The 10,285-nt window shown below is 57.9% G+C and carries 10 protein-coding genes; 6 read left to right on the top strand and 4 right to left on the bottom strand.

The window, feature by feature from the left end; genetic code table 11:
- Together ychF and IQ273_RS08925 are read left to right on the top strand one after the other, a co-directional pair.
- Positions 1-826, top strand: an 826-nt coding sequence (ychF, locus tag IQ273_RS08930) for a redox-regulated ATPase YchF (RefSeq protein WP_194022824.1), incomplete at its 5' end; no start/stop codon positions are given.
- 373 nt (positions 827-1,199) lie between these two features.
- Positions 1,200-2,066 carry a GDSL-type esterase/lipase family protein gene (locus IQ273_RS08925; protein ID WP_194022823.1) on the top strand — a complete coding sequence of 289 codons (867 nt, stop codon included), beginning with the start codon at positions 1,200-1,202 and terminating at the stop codon, positions 2,064-2,066.
- Here the strand turns inward: IQ273_RS08925 and IQ273_RS08920 are convergent.
- Both IQ273_RS08920 and IQ273_RS08915 read right to left on the bottom strand, forming a co-directional pair.
- Complete coding sequence (locus tag IQ273_RS08920; protein WP_194022822.1) at positions 2,041-2,670, bottom strand: carboxypeptidase-like regulatory domain-containing protein; 630 nt, start codon at positions 2,668-2,670, stop codon at positions 2,041-2,043. The two genes, IQ273_RS08925 and IQ273_RS08920, sit on opposite strands and share 26 nt — an antisense overlap.
- Positions 2,671-3,140: 470 nt before the next feature.
- Positions 3,141-3,923: a DUF6816 family protein gene (locus IQ273_RS08915; protein WP_194022821.1), complete on the bottom strand. Its 783-nt coding sequence runs from the start codon at positions 3,921-3,923 to the stop codon at positions 3,141-3,143.
- A 330-nt stretch (positions 3,924-4,253) separates the two neighbouring features.
- On the opposite strand from IQ273_RS08915, the gene IQ273_RS08910 reads away from it, so the two are divergent.
- Positions 4,254-5,150, top strand: a complete 897-nt coding sequence (locus IQ273_RS08910) for a pentapeptide repeat-containing protein (RefSeq protein WP_194022820.1) — start codon at positions 4,254-4,256, stop codon at positions 5,148-5,150.
- Between the two features lie 5 nt (positions 5,151-5,155).
- On the opposite strand, the gene IQ273_RS08905 is transcribed toward IQ273_RS08910, so the two are convergent.
- Complete coding sequence (locus IQ273_RS08905) at positions 5,156-6,952, bottom strand: alpha/beta hydrolase (RefSeq protein WP_194022819.1); 1,797 nt, start codon at positions 6,950-6,952, stop codon at positions 5,156-5,158.
- 281 nt (positions 6,953-7,233) lie between these two features.
- Between IQ273_RS08905 and IQ273_RS08900 the strand changes: the two genes are divergently transcribed.
- A complete protein-coding gene (locus tag IQ273_RS08900; protein ID WP_194022818.1) occupies positions 7,234-7,725 on the top strand; it encodes a TIGR00725 family protein in 492 nt (163 codons plus the stop codon).
- 188 nt (positions 7,726-7,913) lie between these two features.
- Positions 7,914-8,189: a hypothetical protein gene (locus IQ273_RS08895; RefSeq protein ID WP_194022817.1), complete on the top strand. Its 276-nt coding sequence runs from the start codon at positions 7,914-7,916 to the stop codon at positions 8,187-8,189.
- A gap of 152 nt (positions 8,190-8,341) precedes the next feature.
- Here the strand turns inward: IQ273_RS08895 and IQ273_RS08890 are convergent, their stop codons facing one another.
- Positions 8,342-9,616 carry a cyclic nucleotide-binding domain-containing protein gene (locus IQ273_RS08890; RefSeq protein WP_194022816.1) on the bottom strand — a complete coding sequence of 425 codons (1,275 nt, stop codon included), beginning with the start codon at positions 9,614-9,616 and terminating at the stop codon, positions 8,342-8,344.
- 98 nt (positions 9,617-9,714) lie between these two features.
- On the opposite strand from IQ273_RS08890, the gene IQ273_RS08885 reads away from it, so the two are divergent.
- A complete protein-coding gene (locus IQ273_RS08885) occupies positions 9,715-10,266 on the top strand; it encodes a hypothetical protein (RefSeq protein ID WP_194022815.1) in 552 nt (183 codons plus the stop codon).
- Positions 10,267-10,285: the final 19 nt, after the last annotated feature.

Here is a 10,285-nt window from a genome sequence, read left to right as displayed (position 1 = left end):
GTTTTTGGCCAATATTCGCGAAGTCGATGCGATCGTCCACGTGGTGCGCTGCTTTGAGGATGACGATATCATTCACGTCTCGGGGTCTGTTGACCCAGTGCGCGACATCGAGGTAATCAATCTAGAGCTAGCCCTGTCTGACCTGGCTCAGCTTGAGCGCCGCGTCGATCGAGTCCGCAAGCTGGCTCGGGCCGATAAAGAGGCCCAGGCTGAGCTGGCTATCCTAGAAAAAATCTTGCCGGTGCTCAACGAAGGCAAAACCGCCCGCCAGGTAGAGCTTGACGCCGAGGCCGAAGCGATGATCAAGCCCCTGGGGCTGCTCACTCGCAAGCCCATCATCTATGCCACCAATGTCTCTGAAGACGATTTGGCCAGCGGCAACGCCTGGGTCGATCAGGTGCGGGCCGTAGCGGCTGCAGAAGACGCTCAGGTGGTCGTCATTTCGGCCCAGGTAGAGTCAGAACTGGTGGACCTAAACGACGAGGAGCGTAAAGATTTTCTGGAATCTCTTGGGGTCGAAGAAGGGGGCCTCAAGACGCTGATTCGCGCTACCTATGAGCTACTGGGGCTGCGAACCTACTTCACCACTGGCCCCAAAGAAACCCGCGCCTGGACTATTCGCGCCGGGATGGTGGCCCCCCAGGCTGCAGGAGTTATTCACACCGACTTTGAGCGGGGCTTTATTCGAGCTGAAACTGTGGCCTACGACGACCTGGTAGCAGCTGGTGCGATGGGCACCGCTAAAGACAAAGGTCAGGTACGCAGCGAAGGCAAAGAGTACGTGGTTCAGGAAGGGGACGTGATGCTATTTCGCTTCAATGTATAGCCGTCTGTAGCGTTGACCCAAATAGGGTAAACCGAGTTGATCCGACTGCTCCTGGGGATGGGGATAACGATGGGCTTGTCACCGCCCTAAGCTGACTTCTCTGGGGATTAATGGCAAGGGATGAATGGCACTGAACTAAGGCTGGTGGGTAGTGCCCACCCTTCGGTAAATCAAGGCTTTTGACGATCCGCGAGAGCTTATTTCAGTGCCATTCATCCAGGACTGGTTCCATCTGAAGGGCGGCGGCTATAGCGGATCGTTAGGGCGTGTTAAAAAAACTCGTTGCAACAGTGGTCCATAGGAGAAAATCTATCTACAATTTGACCCATTAGGAGCACAGCTTTTCTATCTCCAGGTTCGCAGGACTATTGCCGTGGCCCCACCGCTTCAACCCTATCCTCAGCTGCGCTCGGTGCTGCACCGCCTGCAGGGGGTTCCTCCCTGGGCGATGCTCTCGCTGGTCATGAACGGGCTGCTGTTTATTACCGTTGTGGTGATGCTGCGGCAGCTGGGTCAGGCCGGGGATGCGGTGTTGCCCCAGGCCAATGCCTTCGCTGCCGACCCGTATACCCCTGTAGCGCCGTTTGAGCCCAATTTGGGGCCGCGCCATAGTCTTGACTACGAGCAGTGGGTGGCCCTGCTGGCGGCAGAGGCTAAGGCAGCGATCGCCATTGATGCCCCGCGCCAGAATATTTTGCTGGGCGATTCTCTGACCCTGTGGTTTCCGGCTGACATGCTGCCGGGGCGCAAAACCTGGCTTAACCAGGCAATTTCGGGAGAAAGCTCGTGGGGACTGCGCGATCGCCTCTATCTGCTAGACGACACAGCCCCCGAGGCGGTATTTATTATGGTGGGCATCAACGACCTAATCTGGGGCGGCTCGGAGGCCGATCTGGTCTACAACGTGCGCATGATGATCAACTACCTGCGCCAAACCCATCCCCAGGCTCGGGTGGTGGTGCAGTCGATTTTGCCCCACGGCGGTGAGGCTGCCACCTGGGAAGGGCGCGATCGCCTCCAGGCCATTCCCCCCGAGCTGATTCGCACGGTTAATACCCAGCTCAAGGCTGTGGCCACCGAAACCGGGGCCGACTTTCTCAACTTGTACCCGCTGTTTGCCAACGGCGATGGCTACCTGCGGGCCGACCTCACCACCGATGGGCTACACCTCAACCAAGACGGCTACATGGTGTGGCGTACCGCTCTAGCTCTGCTCAACGAGACCGAGTTTCAACCCTAGGCAAAGCGGCAAATGCAGGATCAGCAGCGACAGCCCTATCCCTCCGTAGGGGCTGACTGGACAGTGACCTTTGCGTGTGACCTACCACCGCCAGGGGGCAAGAACTCGGCCCCAGACGAATGGCGATATTGGCCTCGGTAAAGGTCAGTCGGCGATCGCTCTGGGCAATGTCAACTGGGGTTGAAGCCGTCCCGTGGTAGCGGTTGGGCAGCGTGTAGGTAGCCGTGAGCCTGTACTGACCGGGAGGTAGATCAAAAAAGCAGTAGTGGCCATCGCCGCCGCTGGTGGTTTGGTCGGGCCGGGTGAGGGCGAGAGAGGGCACCAGGCGATCAAGCAGCCGTTGGGCCGTTGTTAGGGGAACCAGGGTTTGGTTCCAGCCCGCAATTAGGTCGCTGTATTGGGCCTGCAGATCGGGCTGAGGGGCGATCGCAGCGACTAAAAACGCCATTAACCTTTCGGCAAAGGCCGCTGGAGCCGCTGTAATGCGCACCACAGCCTGGGGCACAATGTCGCCGGTTAGGGCATTGGTAATGGTGCCTGCGATCGCCACTCGACAGGGTTTAGCGGCAGCAGGCAGGGGTTGATTCGTCTGGAAGCTAGGCATGGGGATACTCCCAATGAAGAGTAGATAGAGTAGACAGGGGGCCAGGCCAAGGGGGGCACGCAGATCAGGCCCAAAACCGGCGATCGCAGCATTGCAGCCACTACCGCAGCGCTTTTACGTGGGATATTGCTAGAGATTTTGCTTTAAACAGTTGAAATTTCAGGCGGATGAAGCAGTGGTAGGCCAGCTGGCAGAAATCTCTGCAAAGCCAACAATAGGCGATTTCAAACCGGCAACCCAAACCTCTGCGGCGCACTGAGCAGCCCCTTCTAGCCCCAGCTCAGTTTTATCTGTCGAGCAGCGACCTTTTAATGGTGTTAATCGCACCGCGTCGAATCTGTTACGTCAAGTTCACTGCGCCAAGTCTACGGCGTCAAATCCAATCGTATGGAGTTCACATAATGTCACAGGCCGCTTGTAACCCAAGATTATGCTACTGCGATTTAGCTCTCCACTAGAGAACCGTTAAATTAAGTTTGCATCGCCAGTTCTAGTTGATAGCGGTAGAGAGCCACGGGTCGGTTCTGCGCCTTAAGAAAGTCGGGATCTTGGGGCGATAGGTACACCGCCGTCACCTGGTCGGCCAGCACGCGGCTGGGTGCCTGACGATAGGCGGTCGTGGTTTCGACCTCGTTGAAATAGGGAATGGCCCCACCCCGAAACACCTGCTGAAACCGCTCCACGGTAATAAATTGATCGTCTGACGTTTCAACGGTGCGCGCGGTCACGGTTGACTCTAGCTGACGGTTGCCGTTTAGCAGGGTGAGCTGGCGATTAGGGTTTGTGGCGTCTACCTTCACCGCTTTCACCACTTCATCGCCCAGGTAGGCACGGGCCAGGCTCAGCCCATTAAAGGCGCGATCGGCCACCGTCTGGGGCGGCGTTCTCATAACGATCGGAATGAACCCCTGTGACATCGGTAGGGTAGCTACAAACCTCACGAGGCAGGTCACTGGCTGCCCCAGTTGGACGCGATTGCCCTCAAAGCCGGGGGTCACCAGTTCAGGGGCCAGGGGAGCGGCCAGATCGACCAGGGTGCTGGTCAGCTGCCAATCGCCCCGCAGCCAGTCAGGATAGATCAGATCGCCCTGGGCTGCGGCGAGGGTGGGCTTGCGGCCCCAGTCTGGAAAGGCCGCCAGGCGATCGGCGATCGGGCCTGCCTGGGCTTGACCACTACACAATAGCCAAACCGTCAGCAGCAGCGTTAGCCAAAACAGGCGACGGCGCAGAAGAGTAAGCAGCGATCGAGGCATAGTTAAACGTAAGTTGAAACTAGGTTTTTAATCAAGACCGGCTAGATTAAAGCCAGATTCAAAAATAGAAAATATTCATGCTGAAAAAACCAGAGACTGGCATTTGTCCTCAACCGTTCACTCCGGGGCAGCTGACCCGCCATCTGGCCTAAACCCCTAGCCACTGGACGCTGCCTCAGATAGGCTTAATACTGGCTAGTATCTGCATTTACCTAGAACAGACTTCTAGTTATCCTAGGACATCTGGTAAGATTGCGGCTTTGCCTTTGCCAATCTGGCCCTCCTGAATATCCCGCCATCCCTCATTAATCGTCACTATTGAGAAACCTCTTGGAAACTCCCCCCTCTAATGCTCAGCCCCTAGATGTACCTGCGGAAATTACCGCCGCCGATTTGTTAGACCGATATGCTGCCGGAGAACGAGACTTTCGCGGTATTCAGCTAATTGGGGCCGACCTGAGTCAGCAAACCCTCAGCGGGGCAAACTTTCGGCAGTCTAACCTGCAAAATACTAACTTTTCTGGGGCCATTTTGGTGGGGGCTAACTTTCGCGAGGCCAAGCTGACCGACGTTAGCTTTGAGCAGGCCACGCTCGTTTTGGCCAACCTGATTGGGGCCGACCTGGCCGATAGCCGCCTGATGGGGGCCGATCTCAGTGAAGCGGGCATGCGCAGCGCTAACCTGGTACGGGCCGATTTAAGCCAGGCTATCCTGCGCGAAACCAACCTCAACGAAGCCGTACTCGACCACGCCATTCTGCACAAGGCCATGCTAAGCGAAGCCAGCCTCAGCCGTGGCCGTATGTTAGCCACCGACCTGCAAGGGGCTAACCTAGAGCACGCCAATCTAACCAGCGCCCTGATGAACCGTGCCATTCTCAAAAACGCTAGTTTGATCGGGGCGGTATTGACCGGGGCCACTCTGGAGGGGGCCAATTTTGAGGCTGCCGACCTGAGCCGGGCCAAGCTATCCAGCACTAATTTGGTCAACGTCAATCTGTCTCAGGCCAACCTGCGCGGAGCCAATTTGAGCTGGAGTTCGTTGCGCGGGGCTAACCTGCGTGGGGCCACCCTGTACCGCACCCGCTTGAGCTGGTCTAACCTGAGCGGGGCCGATCTCACCGATGCGGTGATGATCAACGCCAAGCTCGACTACACCAATTTGCGGCGTACCGATGTGCACGGCACCATTATGCCCGACGGGTTTACTATGAGTTCTCAAGACTAGCGCGGCTACTGGCGTGCCGTAGGGCGTTGCCCTGGCTGATTGGCCTGCATAGGAGCTGATGGCCCTAAAAAAGGCCAGTACACTGCCGTTAGCGAGGGCGGCGTGTGGCGCAGGTAGGCCAACATCTGCCGCTGTAGCACCCGAAGCTGGTCTTGAATAGCTGTGGCCTCTAGGTGCAGTAGCGAGGGCAGATAGCTAATCAGCCGCTCCTGACGGGGCAGCCCGCTTTGGCGCAGGCGGGGCCAGGCAGCCAGCCCCTCGGGCACGGTTTGGCTCAGGCGCAGCGACAGCGTTGTGGTAGAAAACGCGTGGGCTACGGTCGGGCTGAGGGCAGGGGCATAGGCGTCGGCCTCAGAGGTTTGCTGCATGATAAAGCTGAGACTCACCCCCTGTAGAAAAATGCGCAGCGGGGCGGTGGTGACATCGGGCAGCGCCGGCATAAACGGAATCCGGCCCAGGTCGGCATTGAGGTTGTTAGGATCGCCAACGCTCAGGTGTGACCCACCGACTACGGTGACCAGGTGCTTGCCGGTGGGCAGCTGCATAAAGGGGCGCAGCTGCTGACTGGCCATGGGGGTAACGGTGTCGTGGGTACCGGCTAGCATCAGGGTTGGCACCCGTACTCGACTCAGCCCGGCCTCACCAAACAGCAGACCGGTGAGGGGGTTAGCCACAACTAGTTGAGTAATGCGGTCGTCGCGCAGATTGGCGTACTTGACGGGCAGATTGAGGGCGGCACACTGCAGCCAGTCGGCAGGGGAAACGTTGACGGGGTTGAGGGTCTGACAGTAAGACTCCAGCGATCGCAGATCGAGGTCTGCCCCGGCCAGAGCCAAACCGGTATACCCCCCTAACGAATGGCCAATAAACGCTACCTGTTCGGTGTTGAGGCGATCGCGCAGGCTGTAGGAATAGAGATTGATTTTCTCTAGTCGATTGAGCACAAAGCTGATGTCGCGGGGGCGATCGAGAAACTCGGTGGCAGGCAGAATGCGGCTGTGCACAGCGGCGTCGGATAGCGCTTCGGTGGGCAGCGACAGCAGGGCGGCCACATTGCTGCCGGGGTGCTCAACCGACACTACCGTCAGCCCGTGGGAGGCCAGATGCTCAGCCAGATAGGCAAAAAAGCGGCGATCGGCCCCAAACCCATGGGAAATCACCACCAGCGGGCCGTGGCTGTCTTTACTCCAGTAAATATCGATGGGAATACTGCGATCGCGGCTGTGATCGCGCAGCACCAGTTCCCACCGTTCAACCTCAGAGGGGCCAATGGAGAAAGGGTCAGTACCTAGCAGCGGCACCGGCTCGGCCGTCTCGGCGGCGGGGTCTTTGCGCAGCACCCGACTGAGAGCCTTGCTCTCCATTTGGGCTAGACGAAACTGAGAGGCCAGGGTGAGCAGGGTACCGACATCAATTTCCAGGGTGTCCTGGGGCATGGTTCGCAAAATGCTCAGCAGAGTTAGCCCCGATTCCGACTTTGATACTTGCTCCAGGGTAATGCGTAGATCGGCCGCCGCCAGATTGGGGGCGATCGCCCGTAGGGTATCGAGCAGCTGCGCTCCGCCGGGAGTGTGCAAAATTTCGTCTAAGATCACCTGGCCCACTTCTGGTTCAAGGGTAATTTCGCCCCCTATGGCCTGTCGCAGGTTGGCATTCAGCAGCGGACGGTACAACCGCAGTGAGTGGGGCACCTCCCCCGTGGTGGCAAACGCCTCCAGGTCATCCAAGCTGACTGTTTGAGACAGCCGCCCCAGCCGCACCGTCACCGACTCTGCCGCCAGTACCGGCAGGGGTAAACTCAAGACTAAGCCGCCCGTCAAAAGGCTGCCTGCGATCAATAGCCGCCCGCCCCAGCGCCCCAGCGCGGATCGGCAATGATTTAGGCATAACAGGTTAAATTGCACGGCAACAGGTACAAACGCAGGAGCAGCGGACTAGAACAGGCAGCGGCCAAATCTGACAAGAATGGGTTTACCGTACCCAAATTTTCGCTGTGGGTTAACTTAATCTAAACGACAGCACCCCGTGACGGTGGGGATTGATTATCAAGTTTTTTTGCAGAAGCACCAAAAATTGTGACCTCATGACTCGAACCGTTATCGGTGTGATGGGGCCAGGGGCCACGGCTACCCCTCTTCAGCTAGAGTTAGCCTACGCCCTAGGCCAGGCGATCGCCTCTACCGGATGGGTGGTACTCACGGGCGGACGGGCAGCAGGCATCATGGATGCGGCCTGCCGGGGGGCTCAGGCGGCGGGCGGTTTAACCGTCGGTATTTTGCCTTCAGCAGACGGAGCTGATATGTCAGCTGCCGTTGATATTCCTATTCTGACCGGGCTGGGCGATGCTCGCAATGTAGTAAATGTATTGTCGAGCCGAGTAGTCGTAGCCTGTGGCCTTGGCCCCGGTACCGCTGCCGAAATTGCCCTTGCCCTTAAGGCCCAGCGGCCTGTTATTCTGATGGCCATGCCTGCTGAGGCCAACGTGCTGTGGCAGGGTTTAGCCACTGGGCCGATCGCGATCGCCGGTACCGTCGAGGCGGCCATGGCGCAAATGCGGCTGTGGCTAGCCCCCTAGGTCCACTAACCACGATCTGCTCAATCGCACTTTGCCACCGGTTTAGGGATGCGCCTCCCCAAAAAGTCCCTTAGTTCCCCCAATACCCTGGCTGGTATTGCAGACGACATTCTCAGCTCCTTTTGCCGACAATCGGCAAAAACTTCTTTAAGGTAAGGTAAGAGCTACGCCCCTCATCCGTTGGTGCCATGACAGATAGCCAGCCATCCCCAAAGGAAAATTTTCTCTTCCCGCGCAGCAAGTACTGGGGCGAATTTACTCCACAGCAGCTGGCCTTTAACGCCAACCTGCAGGAGTTTGCCCAGCGAGTTTCCTTTGTCTGCAACCTAGAGACCGGCGGCAAAATGTCGGCCAACGATGCCTACGATGAAATTAAGCGGCTGTGGAAAGACCTGAAGCAATCTAAAGCCAATTTGATTGATGCCGTACCGCCAGAACTGCCGCCAGAGCTACCGCCAGATTGATGAACTGCCAGATTGATGAACTGCCAGAATTGATGAACTGCCATAATTGATCATCCCCCTATCCGACAGGGCAAATGCCATTTGCTAAGGGTTTAATCTGTATGGATTGGAGTCATGCCATTTGGGTTTGGTATAAGTTGACGCGGTTGACGTTAAAGCGCCGATGAGGCCAGATAAAAACTGACCAAAAACCCAGCAATGGTTGAAAACGTTACCGAGCCGCCGCCCATCTCGTAGGCTTCGGGCATCATGGTGCTGGCAATCATCGCCAAAATGGCACCTCCTGCCGTAGCTTGGGCCACGGCCAGCATCCAGTCGGTGGCCACATTGACCATCAGACCACCCACCATAGCCATCAACCCGCTGAGCAGTACCGCACCGCACCACAGGGCTAAAATCCGCTGGGCCGAGGTGCCCGCTTGGCGCATACCAATGGAGCTTGACATAGCTTCGGGAATATTGGAGATAAACACAGCCATCAAAAACGATGCGCCAGTGTGACCCGTACCCACATGAAAGCCAATCACCAGCGCCTCAGGAATGTTGTCGATCAGGGTGCCGACCAAAATCGCTAGAGGGGCAGAACTCTGGGCCAGTTCTTTAAACTGCTGCTCAGAAATCGGAATATCGACCTCAACGCTGTCGAGCACCTGCCGCCGCCACTGATCGTCATCGACCAGAACGGGTTTGGCGGTCGACTGGGTGGTCTCGCGCAGCCGCCGGGCCAAAATGCGGCTCAGCCCGCTGGAGAGCTGGGGGGCGTAGGTAAGCATGGCGTCGAAATCGGTTTTGTCAAGCTCGTACAGCTCCATGGGGGTTTTGGCTCGCACCGTTGCCGATCGCTCTTCACCCGTCAGCAGGGCCATTTCGCCAAACATTTCGCCTGCCCCTAGGGCGGCTAGCCGCTGCGGCCCCTTAAAAATTTCGGCCTCGCCTTCTACAATCAAAAACATCGAGTCGCCAGGGGCACCTTCTAGGCACAGCACGGTACCTGGCTCGACCTGCAAAGGCTTAAGCAGGGGAATAATCGCCTGCATTTCAGCTGGGGAGAGGCTGTGGAGCATCTCGATATGACCGATGCGATCGAGCACTTCTGAGGCTTCGTCCTGGCGGTGGTGGTAGAGAAAGCGCCGAGACGACGATGGGTGGCGAATAAAACCACCTTGGTTGTCGATATAGGTAACAATGACGGTAAACAGAGTACCGCCCAGGGCAAACCCGATCACCAGCGGCAAAAAGCCGCTGCTGCGGAAAGCGGGCAGGGTGATGTCGTAGGCAATGGCCGAGAGTAGGGTGCCGCTGCCAAAGGCCATGATGGCCGCTGTCAGCGATCGCGCCGGTCGCCAGGCAATGCCTAAAACCGCTCCTACAAGCAAACTAGAGGCCCCTAACAACCCTTGAAGTAGCGCAGCAAAAGGAACGCTCATGACCAAAATGACAGGGCATTATGACCAGGTTACTGCACAATGCTTCGCTTCCTGGCAAACTAGAGCCTAGGATATTACAGGTCAATGGTCTGTCTGCTATGAACTCACCGACCCAGCGCCGCCGCCCTAACGCTGAGCGCCACAATCGCCAGCGGCCTGCGAGCCGCGCCTCACGCCGCCCCATTGCCGGTCTATGGCTGTTGTGCGGGCTACTCTACGCCGCCGCCGGCATGATTTTAACTGCCCTGGCTGGCCCCTGGGTGTGGGCTGGGGCCGCCCTAGGCGCTGTGATTCAAGCCGTGACGCTGGCTGGCCCTGAGGCCCTACAGCGATTTCGGTGGCTCACCGCCAACCTGTTGGTGCTGGGTAGTATCATCGGTGGCACCGCCCTGGCAGCGGCGCTTTCCATTGCTCTCAATCACCTGGGTACCGACAACCTCGACGACCTCACCCTCGGTAGAGCCATAGCGGAAGTGGTGCTCTACAGCCTGCTGGCGGTGGGGCTGGCGGTACTGTGCAGTTTGGCCACGGCTGCCCTAGGCGATCGCCTGCTGCGCCGCAATAAAGGACACAAAACCAGCCTCATTCTCGTCATGACCGCCCTGGTTGGCCTGGCAGTGGGTGGGGGCATCGGGCTGCTAATTGCCTGAGCCGCTAAACAGGGTGCAG

Origin of the sequence: Nodosilinea sp. LEGE 07298, from assembly GCF_015207265.1 — a bacterium.
Lineage (GTDB): Bacteria > Cyanobacteriota > Cyanobacteriia > Phormidesmidales > Phormidesmidaceae > Nodosilinea.
Note: the sequence above shows the minus strand (reverse complement) of the source record. Positions and strands in the feature narration are given on the sequence as shown.

What these genes read in the sequence shown, in the direction of transcription:
- IQ273_RS08920 (WP_194022822.1), bottom strand. Translation starts at nt 2,670, where the DNA reads ATGCCTAGCTTCCAGACGAATCAACCCCTGCCTGCTGCCGCTAAACCC.
- IQ273_RS08915 (WP_194022821.1), bottom strand. Translation starts at nt 3,923, where the DNA reads ATGCCTCGATCGCTGCTTACTCTTCTGCGCCGTCGCCTGTTTTGGCTA.
- IQ273_RS08900 (WP_194022818.1), top strand. Translation starts at nt 7,234, where the DNA reads ATGACTCGAACCGTTATCGGTGTGATGGGGCCAGGGGCCACGGCTACC.
- IQ273_RS08895 (WP_194022817.1), top strand. Translation starts at nt 7,914, where the DNA reads ATGACAGATAGCCAGCCATCCCCAAAGGAAAATTTTCTCTTCCCGCGC.
- IQ273_RS08890 (WP_194022816.1), bottom strand. Translation starts at nt 9,616, where the DNA reads ATGAGCGTTCCTTTTGCTGCGCTACTTCAAGGGTTGTTAGGGGCCTCT.
- IQ273_RS08885 (WP_194022815.1), top strand. Translation starts at nt 9,715, where the DNA reads ATGAACTCACCGACCCAGCGCCGCCGCCCTAACGCTGAGCGCCACAAT.